The 14,974-nt window shown below is 75.1% G+C and carries 14 protein-coding genes; 11 read left to right on the plus strand and 3 right to left on the minus strand.

What is annotated here, in order from left to right; translation table 11 throughout:
• Positions 1-51 precede the first annotated feature (51 nt).
• A complete protein-coding gene (locus CLV28_RS07795; protein WP_100422744.1) occupies positions 52-1,080 on the plus strand; it encodes a GNAT family N-acetyltransferase in 1,029 nt (342 codons plus the stop codon).
• Positions 1,081-1,147: 67 nt separating this feature from the next.
• Here the strand turns inward: CLV28_RS07795 and CLV28_RS07800 are convergent, their stop codons facing one another.
• Complete coding sequence (locus tag CLV28_RS07800; protein WP_100422745.1) at positions 1,148-3,613, minus strand: DNA gyrase/topoisomerase IV subunit A; 2,466 nt, start codon at positions 3,611-3,613, stop codon at positions 1,148-1,150.
• Positions 3,614-3,753: 140 nt separating this feature from the next.
• Here CLV28_RS07800 and CLV28_RS07805 point away from each other — a divergent pair, with 140 nt between their 5' ends.
• The 4 genes from CLV28_RS07805 to CLV28_RS07820 all read left to right on the plus strand — a co-directional run bounded on the left by CLV28_RS07805 (position 3,754) and on the right by CLV28_RS07820 (position 8,975).
• On the plus strand, positions 3,754-6,483 hold the full coding sequence (locus CLV28_RS07805) for a GNAT family N-acetyltransferase (RefSeq protein WP_100422746.1): 2,730 nt from the start codon (positions 3,754-3,756) through the stop codon (positions 6,481-6,483).
• A gap of 74 nt (positions 6,484-6,557) precedes the next feature.
• Positions 6,558-7,151 (plus strand): DUF5998 family protein, encoded by a 594-nt coding sequence (locus tag CLV28_RS07810; RefSeq protein WP_100422747.1) that lies wholly within the window; start codon positions 6,558-6,560, stop codon positions 7,149-7,151.
• A complete protein-coding gene (locus CLV28_RS07815; RefSeq protein WP_100422748.1) occupies positions 7,148-8,308 on the plus strand; it encodes an alkaline phosphatase family protein in 1,161 nt (386 codons plus the stop codon). The genes CLV28_RS07810 and CLV28_RS07815 overlap by 4 nt, the downstream gene beginning before the upstream one ends.
• Before the next feature lie 28 nt (positions 8,309-8,336).
• The gene (locus tag CLV28_RS07820; protein ID WP_100422749.1) at positions 8,337-8,975 is read left to right on the plus strand and encodes a thymidine kinase; all 639 of its coding nucleotides are present in this window, start codon (positions 8,337-8,339) and stop codon (positions 8,973-8,975) included.
• Between the two features lie 83 nt (positions 8,976-9,058).
• Here CLV28_RS07820 and sepH read toward each other — a convergent pair whose 3' ends face one another.
• Positions 9,059-10,312, minus strand: coding sequence for a septation protein SepH (gene sepH / locus CLV28_RS07825; protein WP_100422750.1), 1,254 nt, complete (start codon positions 10,310-10,312; stop codon positions 9,059-9,061).
• A 153-nt stretch (positions 10,313-10,465) separates the two neighbouring features.
• Between sepH and CLV28_RS07830 the strand changes: the two genes are divergently transcribed.
• From CLV28_RS07830 to CLV28_RS07840, 3 genes are all read left to right on the plus strand, one after another.
• On the plus strand, positions 10,466-11,143 hold the full coding sequence (locus tag CLV28_RS07830) for a trimeric intracellular cation channel family protein (protein WP_239073083.1): 678 nt from the start codon (positions 10,466-10,468) through the stop codon (positions 11,141-11,143).
• Positions 11,144-11,145: 2 nt separating this feature from the next.
• Complete coding sequence (locus CLV28_RS07835; RefSeq protein WP_100423082.1) at positions 11,146-11,994, plus strand: inositol monophosphatase family protein; 849 nt, start codon at positions 11,146-11,148, stop codon at positions 11,992-11,994.
• A gap of 275 nt (positions 11,995-12,269) precedes the next feature.
• Positions 12,270-12,569, plus strand: a complete 300-nt coding sequence (locus CLV28_RS07840) for a DUF4193 domain-containing protein (protein WP_100422751.1) — start codon at positions 12,270-12,272, stop codon at positions 12,567-12,569.
• 58 nt (positions 12,570-12,627) lie between these two features.
• Here CLV28_RS07840 and CLV28_RS07845 read toward each other — a convergent pair whose 3' ends face one another.
• Entirely contained in the window at positions 12,628-13,179 is a 552-nt protein-coding gene (locus tag CLV28_RS07845; protein WP_239073082.1) for a DUF3093 domain-containing protein, read from the minus strand.
• 58 nt (positions 13,180-13,237) lie between these two features.
• On the opposite strand from CLV28_RS07845, the gene dut reads away from it, so the two are divergent.
• The 3 genes from dut to CLV28_RS07860 all read left to right on the plus strand — a co-directional run bounded on the left by dut (position 13,238) and on the right by CLV28_RS07860 (position 14,972).
• Positions 13,238-13,720, plus strand: a complete 483-nt coding sequence (dut, locus tag CLV28_RS07850) for a dUTP diphosphatase (RefSeq protein WP_239073081.1) — start codon at positions 13,238-13,240, stop codon at positions 13,718-13,720.
• 143 nt (positions 13,721-13,863) lie between these two features.
• Complete coding sequence (locus CLV28_RS07855; protein ID WP_239073080.1) at positions 13,864-14,592, plus strand: DUF3710 domain-containing protein; 729 nt, start codon at positions 13,864-13,866, stop codon at positions 14,590-14,592.
• Positions 14,589-14,972 carry an OB-fold nucleic acid binding domain-containing protein gene (locus CLV28_RS07860; RefSeq protein ID WP_100422755.1) on the plus strand — a complete coding sequence of 128 codons (384 nt, stop codon included), beginning with the start codon at positions 14,589-14,591 and terminating at the stop codon, positions 14,970-14,972. The genes CLV28_RS07855 and CLV28_RS07860 overlap by 4 nt, the downstream gene beginning before the upstream one ends.
• The last annotated feature ends 2 nt before the right edge of the window (positions 14,973-14,974 follow it).

The raw sequence follows: 14,974 nt of genomic DNA on the forward strand, positions 1-14,974 counted from the left end.
TTCCCCGCTTAATCCCGTGCCCGACGGCGGCCCCCGACCTACGCTCGAGGCATGACCTCCCTCGCCGAGCGTGTCGCCGCACCCCGCGACCTGCCGCCCCTGCCCGACGCCCTGACCTGGCGGGCGCTGACCCGTGACGACGTGCCGGCGCTGACCGCACTGATCATCGCCGGGCAGGAGGCCGACGGCGCCCGGTACCGCATCTCGCCCGAGGAGGTCGACGAGAAGTTCGACGGGTCGTGGAAGGACCCTGTCGCGAACTCGCGCGTCGGCGTGGACGCGGACGGCGCGTTCCGGGCCTGGGCGTGGGTCGAGACCTACCCGGCCGACGAGCGCACGGTGCGGGCGTCGATCGAGGGTGGCGTGCACCCGGCGGTGCGGCGGCAGGGGATCGGGCGGGCGGTCGTCGCGTGGCTCGAGGCACGGGCGCGCCAGGCGCTCGTCGAGACCGGCAAGGAGCTGCCCGCGCGGATCGCGGCCTACGTGGACGACGACGCGCCTGCGGCCGAGAAGGCCGTGTACGAGCGGGCCGGGTTCACCGCGCTGCGCTACTACTCGAACCTGCGCCGTGACCTGACCCTGCCCGTCCCGACCGCGCCGCTGGGCGCGGGACTGCGGCTCGTGCCGTGGTCCGACGACGTCGACGAGGCGGCGCGGCTCGCGCACAACGACGCGTTCCGTGACCACTGGGGCAGCGAGCCGCGCAGCCCCGAGAGCTGGGCGAAGGGTCGGGCGACGTTCGCCCCCGCGTGGAGCTTCACGATCGTCGACGACACGATCGTCGACGACGCCGGCCCGTTCGTCGCGGGCTACCTCGTCTCGGGCAAGTACGAGCAGGACTGGCCCGTGCAGGGGTACACCTCGGGCTACACCGAGCTGCTGGGCGTGCGCCGCAGCCACCGCGGCCGCGGGATCTCGGTCGCGCTGCTCGAGGCCGCGATGACGGCCTACGCGCGCGACGGCATGCAGTACGCCGAGCTCGACGTCGACACGGAGAACCCCTCGGGCGCGCACGGGCTCTACGCGAGCCTCGGCTACGAGAAGGTCGACGGGTCGCGGATGTACTCGATCGAGCTCTGAGGCGACGACGCTCGCAGGTGACGACGCCCTGACCCGCGGTCGCGGGCCGGGGCGTCGCTCCGGGTGGTCAGCCGATCGCGGCGACCGGCGACGCGAGCGTCACGCCCGAGCCGTCGCGGCGCTCGTCGTCCGCGGGGAGGTCGACGGCCTGGCCGCCCGAGCCCACGGCCCGCGCCGGGCCCTGGCCCACCCAGGCGACGATGAGCGTGTCCTCGCCCTTGAGGAACCGCTGGGCGCGCACACCGCCCGTGGCGCGGCCCTTGGTCGGGTACAGCTCGTACGGCGTGACCTTCGCCGACCCGGTCTGGGTGCCGGGCAGCGCGGACGACGACCCGGCGATCGTGACGACCCGCGCGAGGTCGCGCACCTGCGCCTCGACCACGCCGAACGCGACGACGGTCGCCCCGGGCGCGAGCTTGATGCCGGCCATGCCGGCGGCCGAGCGGCCCTGCGGGCGCACGTTCGACGCGAGGTAGTGCAGCAGGCTCGCGTCGGACGAGACGAACACGACCTCGTCCTCGTCGCTCGCGGGCGCCGCCCCGACGACGACGTCGCCGTCGCGCAGCGTGATGACCTCCCACTCGTCGCGGTTGGCGGGCACGTCGCCCACTGCGACCCGCTTGACCACCCCGTTGCGGGTGCCGATCGCGAGCGGCGGCGCGTCGTCCGTCACGGGCACGACCGTCACGACCTGCTCGCCCGCGGCGAGCGTGACCATCTCGCCGAGCGGCACCCCGCCCGAGAGCGACGGCGGACCGTCGGTCGGCGGCAGGCCGGGCAGCTCGAGCACGGGCAGGCGCAGCACGCGCCCCGTGCTCGTGAGCAGGCCCACGTCGCCGCGCGTGCGGGCGAGCACCGAGCCCCGGATCGCGTCGTGCGCGGCGCGGCGGCCCTCGGTCACGACGGGTGCGCCGTCCGCGGTGCGGGCGAGCAGCCCGGTCGCGGACAGCAGCACGCGGCAGGGCGCGTCCTCGACCTCGAGCGGCACCGCGAGCGGTGCGCCGACCTTCGCGCCGACCGCCGCGCCGCCCGCCGACTCGAGCAGGATCGTGCGGCGCGGCGTGCCGTACGTGCGCGCGGCCTCGTCCATCTCGGCGCTCACGACGCCGTGCAGCACGGCCTCGTCGCCCAGGATCCGCTCGAGCTCGGCGATCTCGCGGCGCAGCTCGTCCTGCTCCTTCTCGAGCTCGATCCGCGAGAACTTGGTGAGCCGGCGCAGCTGCAGGTCGAGGATGTACGTGGCCTGCGCCTCGGACAGGTCGAACACGGTCTCCAGGCGCGTGCGGGCGACCGCCGCGTCGTCCGACGACCGGATCACCTGGATGACCTCGTCGATGTCGACGATCGCGAGCAGCAGGCCCTCGACCAGGTGCAGGCGGTCCTTGCGCTTGGCGAGGCGGAACTGCGAGCGGCGGCGCACCACGTCGACCCGGTGGTCGACCCACACCTTGATCAGGTCGCGCAGGCCGAGCGTGCGCGGCTGGCCGTCGACGAGCGCGACGTTGTTGATCCCGAACGAGTCCTCGAGCGGCGTGTAGCGGTAGAGCTGCTCGAGCACGGCCTCGGGGTTGAACCCGTTCTTGACCTCGATCACGAGCCGCAGCCCGTTGGTGCGGTCCGTCAGGTCGGTGAAGTCGGCGATCCCGGAGAGCTTCTTGGCGTTGATGCCCTCCTTGATCTTCTCGCGCACCTTCTCGGGGCCCACGAGGTAAGGCAGCTCGGTCACGACGATGCCCTTGCGGCGCGGCGTGAGGTTCTCGATCCGGGCGGTGGCGCGCGTGCGGAACGTCCCGCGGCCCGTCGCGTAGGCGTCGCGCACGCCGTCGAGTCCGACGATCTTGCCGCCCGCGGGCAGGTCCGGGCCCGGGACGAACCGCATGAGGTCCTCGAGCGTCGCGTCGGGGTGCGCGAGCAGGTGCCGTGCCGCGGCGACGACCTCGACGAGGTTGTGCGGGGCCATGTTCGTCGCCATGCCGACCGCGATGCCCGAGGCGCCGTTGACGAGCAGGTTCGGGATCGCGGCAGGCAGCACCTCGGGCTGGGTGAGTTTGTTGTCGTAGTTGGGCACGAAGTCGACGACGTCCTCGTCGAGCCCCGTGGTCATCGCGGTCGACGCCGAGGCCAGGCGCGCTTCGGTGTACCGGGCGGCGGCCGGGCCGTCGTCGAGCGACCCGAAGTTGCCGTGACCGTCCACGAGCGGCAGCCGCAGCGTGAACGGCTGCGCGAGCCGCACGAGCGCGTCGTAGATCGCGCCGTCGCCGTGCGGGTGCAGCTTGCCCATGACCTCGCCGACCACGCGCGCCGACTTCACGTACGGGCGCTCGGGGCGCAGGCCCATGTCGGCCATCTGGTACAAGATGCGGCGCTGCACGGGCTTGAGGCCGTCGCGCGCGTCCGGGAGCGCACGCGAGTAGATGACCGAGTACGCGTACTCGAGGAAGGACCCCTCCATCTCGGCGGCGACGTCGATGTCGACGATCGTCTCGTGGATCTCGCTCGGGTCGAGCGGCGGGGTCGAGGGCGTGCGCGCCATGGGGGGTCGGGCTCCCGGGTCTCGAGGGTGCAGGGCGGTCGGGCGGAACGGTACGCGAAACCACCGACGCCCAGCGCCATTGTCCCTGCTCCGGCGCGTGCCGGACGCCCTGGCGCGCCGGACCGCCTAGCCTGGGGCGCGTGGAGGACAGCGCCGCCCAGGGCAGGTATCCCGTCGAGTGGGAGGCCGACGTCGTCCTGCGCGACGGCGGGACCGCGCACGTGCGCCCGATCCGCCCCGAGGACGCCGAGGCGCTCCAGCGGTTCCACGTCAACCAGTCCGAGCGCTCGACGTACCTGCGGTTCTTCGCGCCCATGGAACGGCTCTCCGAGCGCGACCTGCGGCGCTTCACGCACGTCGACCACGTCGACCGCGTCGCGCTCGTGGCCGTGCGCACGCTCGCCGACGGCACCGAGGAGATCATCGGCGTGGGTCGGTTCGACCGCGTCGAGCCGACCGAGGCCGAGGTCGCGTTCAACATCGCGGACGCCGCGCAGGGCCGTGGCGTCGGGTCCGTCCTGCTCGAGCACCTCGCCGCAGCGGCGCGCGAGCTCGGGATCCGCCGGTTCACGGCCGACGTGCTGCCGCAGAACGGCAAGATGATCGACGTGTTCCGCGAGGCCGGCTTCGAGCTCACGCAGCGCATCGAGGACGGGATCGTGCTCGTGCACGTCGACCTCGACCCGACCGTGCGCTCGCGCGCCGTCATGGCCGACCGCGAGCACCGCGCCGAGTCGCGCAGCATGGCCCGCCTGCTGCGGCCCGACGCCGTGGTCGTGGTCGGCCCCGGCGAGGGCGACACGACGTCGTCCGAGGCGCTCGCGGCCATGCGTGTCACGGCGTCGCTCGTCGCGCAGGGCACGCCCACGCACACCGTCGGCGTGGCCGAGCCCGCGCCGCTGCCCGCGGGCGCCGCGCGGCCGTTCCGGGCGGACGACGTCGCCGCGGTCCCGGCGCCCGTCGAGCTCGCGGTGCTGTCCCTCGCCCCGGCCGAGGCGATCCGCGCGGTCCGGGCCCTGGTCCCGCTCGGCGTCCGCGGCCTGGTGATCCTCTCGTCCGGCTACGCCGAGGCGGGGCCCTCGGGGCTCGCGGCGCGGCGCGAGCTGCTGCGCGCCGCGCACGGCGCGGGCATGCGGATCGTCGGCCCCGCGTCGTACGGGCTGTTCACGACCGACCCCGAACGTCCGCTCAACGCGAGCCTGCTCGACGAGCTGCCGCCCGCGGGCGACGTCGGGTTCTTCTGCCAGTCCGCGCCCATGGCGGTGACGCTGCTCGCGACCGTGCGCCGCCGTGGTCTCGGGGTGTCGTCGTTCCTCTCGGGCGGGCACCGCGCGGACGTCTCGGGCAACGACCTCATGCAGCACTGGCAGGACGACGCGCGCTCGAAGGTCGTGTGCCTGTACCTCGAGTCGATCGGCAACCCGCGCAAGTTCTCCCGCATCGCGCGACGGCTCGCCCGCGCCAAGCCGGTCGTGGTCGTGACCGCGGGCCGCTCGGGGCACGTCGTGCCGCCCGGGCACGCGGTGCGCACCACGCGCGCCCCGCGCCGCACGCTCGAGGAGATGCTGCGGCAGTCCGGCGTGATCCACGCCGACAACACGCACCACCTGGTCGACATCGCCCAGCTCCTCGCGCACCAGCCCCTCCCGGCGGGCCGCCGGGTCGGGGTGCTCGCGAGCTCGGCGGCGCTCGCCGCGCTCGTCGCCGAGGCCGTCTCGGCCGCGGGCCTCGAGGTGGCCCCCTGCTCGGGCTCGCTCTACGAGGGCGTCACGGACGACGTCGTGGAACGTGCCGTCGAGCCCATGTACGCGGACGGCGCGTGCGACGCGGTCGTGGTGGTGCACGTGCCGACGCTGCACCCGCGCGACGAGCGGCTCTCGCACGCGGTCGCCCGGCACGCCGCGCGCACGGGGCGCACGACCGTCGTCAGCACGCTCGGCCTGCACGGGCTCACCGACGAGCTCGCCGCGCCCGACGCGGACGGGACCGTGCGGCACGTGCCCGCGTACTCGACCCCCGAGGACGCGGTCGCCGCGCTCGGGGCGGTCGTGCGGTACGCGGACTGGCGCGCGGTCGACCAGGGCACGCTCGTCGAGCCGGACCGCGTGCGGCCCGCGCGCGCCCGCGCGCTCGTCGAGGAGGTCGTCGCCGACCGCACGCTCGACGACCCGCCCGTGGCCCTCGACGCGACGCGCACCGCCGAGCTGCTGGGCGCGTACGGCATCAACGTGTGGCCCTCGGCCAAGGTCGCGGACGCCGACGCCGCGGTCGCCGCGGCCGACGCGCTCGGGTGGCCGATCGCGCTCAAGCACACCGCGGACGCGCTGCGGCACCGCACCGACCTGGGCGCCGTGCGGCTCGACCTGCACACCGCCGACGAGCTGCGCACCGCGGTCGCGCAGATGTCGGAGGCGTTCACCGACCTGGTGCCCGCGATCGACCCCGGTCCGCTGCCGTTCGAGGTGCAACCCATGGCGACCTCGGGCGTCGCGTGCGTCGTGCGCTCGACCGAGGACCAGCTGTTCGGTCCCGTCGTCGCGTTCGGTCTCGCGGGCGACGCGGTCGACCTGCTCGAGGACGTCGCGTACGGCGTCCCGCCCCTGACCGACGTGGACGTCGCCGCGATGGTCCGCGCGGTGCGGGCCGCGCCGCGGCTCTTCGGGTACGAGGGTGCCCCCGTCGCGGACGTCGCCGCGCTCGAGGACCTCGTCGCGCGCGTGTCGGTCATGGCCGACGACCTGCCCGAGCTGCGCAGCCTCGAGCTGTACCCCGTGGTCGTGGCCGACCGCGGCGCGGCGGTGCTCACGGCGCGGGTCACGCTCGCGCCGTCGTCCCGCACGGACGCTCTGCGCCGGGCGCTCCCCGGGTAGCCGCTGCGCGCGGCTCCCCACAGCCCCGCCGCGCGGGCTGGCCCGGCGCTCGGTGCAGGTGGGAGAATGCGCCGGTGCCCTCCAGGACCCCCGACACCCATCCCGCCCTGACCGCCGAGCTCCGCCGCGCGGGCTACTACCCGGACCTCGTGCGCGACGTCCTCGACGTGGCGCTCGGGGACGAGGACGTCGTCGCGCAGCTCGTGCACGCCGAGACGACGTTCGACGTCGCCGAGGTCCGCCGCCACCTCACGGTCCTCGTGCTCACCCCGACCCGGCTCGTCTCGGCGCACGTCGACGACCACCCGGCCGACAGCGAGCACCCGTCGGCGTCGGCCGCCGCGACCACCGAGTCCGTCCCGCTCTCGGAGCTGCGCTCGGTCACGCTCACGCACGTCATGGCCGACCCCGAGAAGCACCGGTCGGGCGACCTCGCCGTCGAGATCACGCTCGCGGTGGGCTGGGGGAGCGTCTCGCGCGTCGACCTCGAGCCCGCGCAGTGCCCCGACCCGGAGTGCGACGCCGACCACGGCCTGACCGGCCAGATCACCCCGGACGACGTCGTGGTGCGCGTGAGCTCCGAGGCCGAGGGCCGCGACGCGGTGCGCGCCGCGACCGACTTCGCGCGGCGCCTGTCGGCGCTGAGCTCGGTCACGGCCCGCCGGTGACGGCGGCCGCGCTCCCCGCGGGCTTCGTCGCCCCCGCGTACGCGGGCCGCTCGCTCGCCGCCGTGCTGCCCGCGGCCGCCGGCGCGCTCGGCGTCGACCTGACGACCAGCACCGGGATCGTCGCGGCGCAGGCGCGCGCGACGCTCGCGCTGCCGTCCGCCGAGCGCGTGTGCGTCGTCCTCGTCGACGGCCTCGGGTACCGCAACCTCGCCGAGCGGTCCGGGCACGCGCCGTTCCTGCGCTCGCTCCTGGCGGGCTCCGAGCCCCTGGTCACGTGCGCGCCCAGCACGACCGCCGCGGCGCTCGCGACGTTCGGCACCGGCACGTCGCCGGGCACGACCGGCATGGTCGGGTACACCCAGCGCGACCGGCTCACGGGGGCGCTCGCGACCATGGTCTCGTGGGACGGCGCGAGCGACCCGCTCGAGGTCCAGCGCGAGACGACGGTGCTCGAGACGCTCGCTGCCGCCGGCACGCCCGTCACGACGGTCGGCCCGCGCCGGTTCCAGGGCTCGGGCATGACGCGCGCCGCGCTGCGGGGCAGCCGGTACCGCGTCGCCGAACGGCTCGCGGACCGCGTCGACGCCGCGGTCGACGTGCTCGCCCGCCCGGGACTGGCCTACCTGTACTGGGAGGAGGTCGACCACACGGGGCACGTGCACGGCGTCGACTCCTGGCAGTGGGGCGACCGGCTCGAGGCGACCGACGGCGAGCTCGCGTCGCTCGTGCGCAGGCTCCCGCGCGGGACGCTCGTGATCGTCACCGCCGATCACGGCATGGTCGACGTCGACCCGTCGGTGCGCCGCGACGTCGCGCACGACCCGCGCCTCGCGCAGGACGTCGACCTCGTCGGCGGCGAGCCCCGCGCCGTGCACCTGTACACCGACCGCGCGGACGACGTCGCTGCGCGCTGGACCGACGTGCTCGGCGACGACGCGTACGTCGTGCGGCGCGACGACGCGGTCGAGGCGGGGCTGTTCGGCGCCGTCCGACCTGACAACCTCGGGGTGCTCGGCGACGTCCTCGTGCTGTCCACCGGCCTGGCGACCGTCGTCGACTCGCGCACCCAGAGCGCCGCGTCGATCGCGCTGCGCGGCATGCACGGCTCGCTCACCGAGACCGAGATGCTCGTTCCCGGGCTCGTGCACCAGTCCTGACCGACCCACCGACCGACCGAGGAGCACCGTGGCAGAACTCGTCTTCTTCTCCGGGACCATGGACTGCGGCAAGTCGACGCTCGCGCTCCAGATGGACCACAACCACGCCGCGCGCGGTCGCACCGGCCTGGTGTTCACGCGCGACGACCGCGCGGGCACCGACCGGATCTCGTCGCGGCTGGGGCTCGAGCGTGTCGCGCGCGAGGTGCACGACGAGACCGACTTCGGCGACGTCGTCCTGCGCGAGCACGCGGCCGGGCGCCCCATCGACTACCTCGTGTGCGACGAGGCGCAGTTCTACTCGCCCGAGCAGGTCGAGCAGCTCGCCCGCCTGGTCGACGAGATGGCCGTCGACGTGTTCGCGTTCGGGATCACCGCCGACTTCCGCACCCGCCTGTTCCCCGGCGCGGCACGGCTCATCGAGCTCGCCGACCGGGTCGAGGTGCTGCAGGTGCGGTCGCTGTGCTGGTGCGGGGCCCGCGCGACGCACAACGCGCGCACCGTCGACGGGGTCATGGTCGTCGAGGGCGAGCAGGTCGTCGTCGGCGACACCGGGGGAGCGGCGAGCATCGGGTACGAGGTGCTGTGCCGCCGCCACCACATGCGCCGCATGACCGCCTCGGGCGCGCGCGCCCGCACCGAGCACGGCGCGACCGTCCTGCTGTAGGCGCGCTGGCCGTCGTCCGGGGCGCCCGTGTGCCGCGTGGGCCCGTGTGTCCGGCCGCGCGAGCAGCCACCGGGCAGGTGCAGCTAGTCCTGCTTCGCGCCGAAGAGGATGTCGTCCCAGCTCGGGACCCCCGCGCGGCCCTTGCGGGCAGGCTTGCGCCCGGCGCGGGCGACCCGGGACGGCGTCGACGGGGCCTCGTCGCCACTGGCGTCCTCGCGCCGAGCGACCGCGTGCTGTTCGCGCTCGGGTGCGTCCGTGCGGGGGTGGTTCTCACGGCCTTGACCCCCACGGCCTTGGTCCCCGCGGCCTTGATCCCCGGTCTGCGTCCGGTGCTCAGGCTCGGCGGCATGCTCCGCAGCGGCCTCGGGCGGGCTCGCGGGCGCCGACGCGCGCTCGTCCGCGTCCCGGTCGCGCGACCCCGGCGCGGCCGGGCGCTGGAGCTGGAGCACCCGCGCACCGGCCGGCGGTTCGTCTTCGGACGGCGCACCCGGGCCCGCGTCGTCCGACAGGCGGACCGTCGGAACCTGGACACGTCCCGACGAGACGGGCTGCGGACGTCCCGTGCCCTCGAGCGAGTCCTGGCGGCCGCGGGGGTCGGACCGCACACCGCGCCGCATGTGCAGGTCGTCGAGCAGCACGCTCGTCGGGTCGGGCGCGGGGCGCGGCGGGGCGTCGACCGCCGCGAGCACGGGCCGCGTGACGGCCGAGACGTCGTAGTCGCCGGGCACCTCCCAGATGTCGGGCGCCGAGTCGTCCTGCGTGAGCCACAGCGCCTCGTCGTCCATCGCGTGCTGCTCGCGCGACGACGGGTCGAACGTCCACCGCGCGGTGCGCTCCGTGCCGCCCACGGTGAACGTGGCGCTCACGACCCAGGGGTGACCGTGCTCGCGCGCGGCGGACCACCTCACGTCGTCCTCGGTGACGTCACGGACCGCGAGCCGCTCGTCGATGCGCTCCGCGAGCGTCGGCACGTCGTCCGCGCCCCGACCCGAGCGCTCCGGCGCGGGGCTCACCGTCGGGGTCGAGCGGAGCCTGGCGACGACGTACTCCTGCTCGGCGACCACGGGGCCCTCGAAGCGGCGCACGTGCTCGACCGGGACGCCCGCGGCTTCCGCGACCTCCTGCGCCGACGCGCCCGCACGCAGGCGCGACTGGATCTCGCGCGGTGAGGCCGCCGAGGTGCTCGCGGCTCGCCACTGCTCGAGCGACGCGCGGTCACGGCGGACGGCGGCGCGCAGCGCCTCGGTGATGGGCAGCATGAAGGTCTGCCCGTCCGGACCGTGGAGCCGCAGGTGCTCCCCGTCCTCGTGCAGACCCACGAGCTCGAGCTCAGACATGTCACCCTCCGATGCGTTCCGCGGGCGGTCGCCCACCTGCCGCGCCCTTCGAGGGTGCCACCCGATCCGCGCCCAGCCGTGCAGGCGACACGGTGTGCCGCGACCTTCACGCTGCGCCGCGACCGCGACGGGGCCCTGCGCGATGATGGGCACGTGACCGCACTCCTCGTGCTCGACGCGCCCGACGTCGCCCGGCTCCCGTTCGACACCGCGCTCGAGATCGTCGCGGTGTTCTGCGCCGCGCTGTCGGGCGGCCTCGCCGCGGTCCGCAAGAACTTCGACCTGTTCGGCGTGCTCGTGCTCGCGTGGTGCACGGGCCTCGGCGGCGGGCTCGTGCGCGACGTGCTGATCGGCGCCGTGCCACCCGTCGGCATCGCGGACTGGCGGCTCGTCGCGTCGGCGCTCGCGGCCGGGATCCTGATCTTCTTCCTCAACCCACGGCTCGAGCGCATGCGGCGCAGCATCATCGTGCTCGACGCGGGTGCGCTCGCGCTGTTCGTGCTCGTCGGCACGGTCAAGGCGCTCGGCCTCGGCGTCGGCCTGCTGCCGTCGGTCATCGTCGGCATGCTCACCGGGATCGGCGGCGGCGTGCTGCGCGACCTGCTCACGGGCGAGGTGCCGCTCATCCTCCAGGACCGTCAGCTCTACGCGATCCCGGCGCTCGCGGGTGCGCTCGTGACCGCGGCGGTCTGGCAGGCCGGCCTGCTGGGCGTGGTCGCGCAGCTCGCGATCATCGCGCTCGTGTTCGGGTTCCGGCTCGCGTCGCTGCGGCTCGGGTGGACGGCGCCCGGGCCGTGGTCGTCGCGCGGCGGCAGCTCGGGCAGGATGTGACCATGGCCTTCATCGACGACCCCCGCATCCCTCCCGGCACGACCGTCGACGACCTGCGCGCGCTCGCGGTGCGCCTCGCGACCGAGGCGGGCTCGCTCGTGCGCGAGGGGCGCCCCGACACGGTCGAGGTCGCCGCGACCAAGTCGAGCGCGGTCGACGTCGTCACGCAGATGGACGCCGACTCCGAGGCGCTGCTGCGGCGTGTCATCGCGAGCGAGCGGCCGGACGACGCGGTGCTGGGCGAGGAGGACGGCCACAGCACCGGCGGGTCGGGCCTGACGTGGGTCGTCGACCCGATCGACGGCACCGTGAACTACCTGTACGGCGTGGGCCCGCACGCGGTGTCCGTCGCGGTCGTGGTGGGGGAGCCCGACCCGACGACGTGGACCGTGCTGGCCGGTGCGGTGCACTGCGTCAACGACGGGCGCACGTGGAGCGCCGGGCTCGGTGCGGGCGCGACCCTCGACGGGCGCCCCGTGCGCGTGAACGACCCGCGACCGCTCGCCGAGTCGCTGTGCGGCACCGGGTTCGGGTACGCGGCCGAGCGCCGCGCGGCGCAGGCGGCCGTGCTCGTCGAGGTGCTGCCCCGCGTGCGTGACATCCGCCGGCTCGGGTCGGCCGCGGTCGACCTGTGCCTGGTCGCCTCGGGCGCTCTCGACGTGTACTACGAGCGCGGCCTGAACCCCTGGGACATGGCCGCAGGCCTGCTCGTCGTCGAGGAGGCCGGGGGCGTCGTCCGCGGCCTGCACGGGCGCCCGGCCACGGGCGAGATGACGGTCGCGGGACCGCGCGAGACGGTCGCCGCGCTCGTGTCGGTCCTCGAGGACGCCGGGGCCGACCAGGGCGCCTGAGCGTGACCGGACCGTGCGCCCGACGTGAGCGCGGGGTGACGCGCTCGTGGGGTGACCGACGACACCCGCCGAAGATGGTGCGGTGGCGCTGAATCTGGTGCAGAATCCGTTCGCCCGCGGGAATGAAACGACGCCCGCGAGCATTGCATCGCGTACCGCTCGCGACGGGCGCCCGACCCCCCGGTCCCGGCCCGTCGCGCCGCACGGCGCTCGGCACCGCCCGACGCCGCGCATCCTTTCTCCACCGACCGTCACCCCGGAGTGTGAAGCCCGATATGGCAACTGACTACGACGCCCCTCGCAAGAACGAGGAAGACATCAGCGAGGACTCGATCCAGGAGCTGCAGACGCGTCGCTCTGACAAGTCGTCGGGCGTCGTCGACGAGGACGAGACCGAAGCGGCCGAAGGGTTCGAGCTCCCGGGCGCGGACCTCTCGGGCGAGGAGCTGTCCGTCCGGGTCCTGCCCCGCCAGGCGGACGAGTTCACGTGCTCGAGCTGCTTCCTGGTGCACCACCGCAGCCAGCTCGCCGGCGAGAAGAACGGCCAGCCGATCTGCACCGAGTGCGCCGCCTGACCTCGCGTCCCCACACCGCAGGGCCGCCGTCCCGACCGGGACGGCGGCCCTGCGTGCGTCAGGCCGGGTCTGCGCCGTCCGCCACGACGTTGCCGTCCGCCGCTGCGTTGCCGCCCGCCGCTGCGTTGCCGGCGGCCCCGCCGGCCACCGCGCCGCGGGCCGCGTCGATCGCGTCCGCGAGCGCGTCAGGTCGGCGGGTCGAGACGAGCCAGTAGGGCGTCGGGTCGGCCGGGTCGACGATCGGGACGCGTACCGCGGCACGCGCCCACGGGCGGTGGCACACGTACGCGCGCGCGTCGAGGCCGCGGCCGAGCTCGTGGCGCAGCCCGTCGCGGTCGACCGCGCGCGCCTCGCCGAGCGCGGCGAGCGGGATGCGCGCCGACCCGGCGCGCAGCTCGGCGTCGTCCACGCTCACGACGGGCGACGTGAGCCACAGCAGCACGAGGGCTCCCACGGTCGCCGCGACCGCGAGCCCGAGCGAGATCCCGACGCCGAGCGGCAGCGTCGCGAGCACCACGAACAGCCCGAGCCCGAACGCCGCCGCGACCGCGCCGGGCCCGGGGACGAGACGTTCGTGCAGTCGGGGTGCGGTGGCCGAGGGCGTCGTCATGCCCGCCATCATCGCAGGTGCGACTCGGCCTCCGGGTACGGGCGCTACGCTCTGGGGCGTGCCTCACGACGACAGCGTCCTCGACGACCCCGCCGACGTCCAGATCCTCCTCCAGCTGCTCGACGACGTGCCCGTGCCGTCGTACGCGCACCCGGGTGACGCGGGCGCCGACCTCGTGACCCGTGTCGACGTCGAGCTCGCGCCGGGCGAGCGCGCCACGGTGCCCACGGGTGTCGCGATCGCGCTCCCGCACGGCTACGTCGCGCTCGTGCACCCGCGCTCGGGCCTCGCGGCCAAGCACGGGGTCACGGTCGTCAACGCGCCGGGCACGGTCGACGCGGGGTACCGCGGGGAGATCAGCGTGACGCTGCTCAACACCGACCGCACCGAGCCCGTGACGCTGCGGCGCGGCGACCGCATCGCGCAGCTCGTGGTGCAGAAGGTCGAGCACGCGGTGTTCGTGCAGGCCGAGCGGCTGCCCGGCTCGCACCGCGGCACGGGCGGTTTCGGCTCCTCGGGCGGCTGGACCCCGACCCCGTGAGGTGAGCCGGCCGGGCCGCGGACGGCGCCGGGCGGGGGTTGACCCTGCCCGCGCCGATGCGGTCTAGGCTGGTGCAGTGGCGCGTCGGACGGCGCGCCGTGTCCAGGGGTGGCCTGGACGTACGACACGACAGGAGATCGTCAGTGGCTTTGTTCCGGCGCAGTGCAGCGCAGTCCGGCCCCGAGCAGGACGCGGCAGGACCGGTCGACGAGACGTCGCCCGACGCCCCGGAGCCCAAGGCCCCGATGGGTGCCGGCCCGTACGACCTCACCGACGTCCCCGAGCTCGGGCGGCGCGTCGACCTGGGCGCGGTGCGCCTGCCGATGATGCCGGGCCTCGAGCTGCGCATGGAGGCCGACCGCAAGTCGGGTCGCATCACGGGCGCTTCGTGCGCGATCAACGGCTCGGCGCTGCAGGTGCAGGCCTTCGCGGCCCCGCGCACGGCGGGCATCTGGGACGAGATCCGCGGCGAGATCGCGGAGTCCGTGCGCACCCAGGGCGGGTCGGTCGACGACATCCCCGGCACGTTCGGGCGCGAGCTCCTCGCACGCCTGCCCGCGACCGCCCCCGACGGCTCGAAGGGGTTCCGGCCCGTGCGCTTCGTCGGTGTCGATGGGCCGCGGTGGTTCGTGCGCGGCGTGATCACGGGCGCGGCGGCGGTCGACGCCGAGAAGGCCAAGGTCATCGAGTCGATCTTCGCCAACATCGTCGTGGCGCGTGACGAGACCGCACGCCCGCCGCGCGACCTGCTCGACCTGCACCTGCCGGGCGACGACTCGGGCATGAAGGTCGGGGGACCGGCGGGCGCCACCGCACCCGCCGCGCCGCTCGACCCGATGACCCGCGGCCCGGAGATCCAGGAGATCCGATGAGCGAGCGCACCGCCGACCGGGCGCTCGACCGCCTCCCTGTGCTCGCGTCCCAGGAGGAGTTCGCGGCCCGCGAGGAGCGTGACGACGCGCGCAAGCAGCACGGCTGCACGCCCGTGGCCGATCTCGCCGACCGGCGTCGGGCGTCCGTGACGGGGGTGCTGCGCTCGGTCGTGCTGCGCCCGCGCGAGGGCGTGCCGACGGTCGAGGCCGAGCTCTACGACGGCAGCGGCGTGGTCGACCTCGTGTGGCTGGGCCGCCGCCAGATCGCGGGCATCGAGCCGGGGCGCCGTCTGCGCGCCGACGGGCTCGTGTGCGAGATGAAGGGCCGCCGCACCCTCTACAACCCCCGCTACGAGCTGCGCGCGCGGCCGGGCGACTGAAC

Source organism: Sediminihabitans luteus (assembly GCF_002797595.1).
GTDB lineage: Bacteria > Actinomycetota > Actinomycetes > Actinomycetales > Cellulomonadaceae > Paraoerskovia > Paraoerskovia lutea.

Excerpts from the sequence above, each read along its gene's own strand:
- CLV28_RS07835 (WP_100423082.1), top strand. The coding sequence starts at position 11,146 with ATGGCCTTCATCGACGACCCCCGCATCCCTCCCGGCACGACCGTCGAC.
- CLV28_RS07840 (WP_100422751.1), top strand. The coding sequence starts at position 12,270 with ATGGCAACTGACTACGACGCCCCTCGCAAGAACGAGGAAGACATCAGC.
- CLV28_RS07795 (WP_100422744.1), top strand. The coding sequence starts at position 52 with ATGACCTCCCTCGCCGAGCGTGTCGCCGCACCCCGCGACCTGCCGCCC.
- sepH (WP_100422750.1), bottom strand. The coding sequence starts at position 10,312 with ATGTCTGAGCTCGAGCTCGTGGGTCTGCACGAGGACGGGGAGCACCTG.
- CLV28_RS07845 (WP_239073082.1), bottom strand. The coding sequence starts at position 13,179 with ATGACGACGCCCTCGGCCACCGCACCCCGACTGCACGAACGTCTCGTC.
- CLV28_RS07800 (WP_100422745.1), bottom strand. The coding sequence starts at position 3,613 with ATGGCGCGCACGCCCTCGACCCCGCCGCTCGACCCGAGCGAGATCCAC.
- CLV28_RS07860 (WP_100422755.1), top strand. The coding sequence starts at position 14,589 with ATGAGCGAGCGCACCGCCGACCGGGCGCTCGACCGCCTCCCTGTGCTC.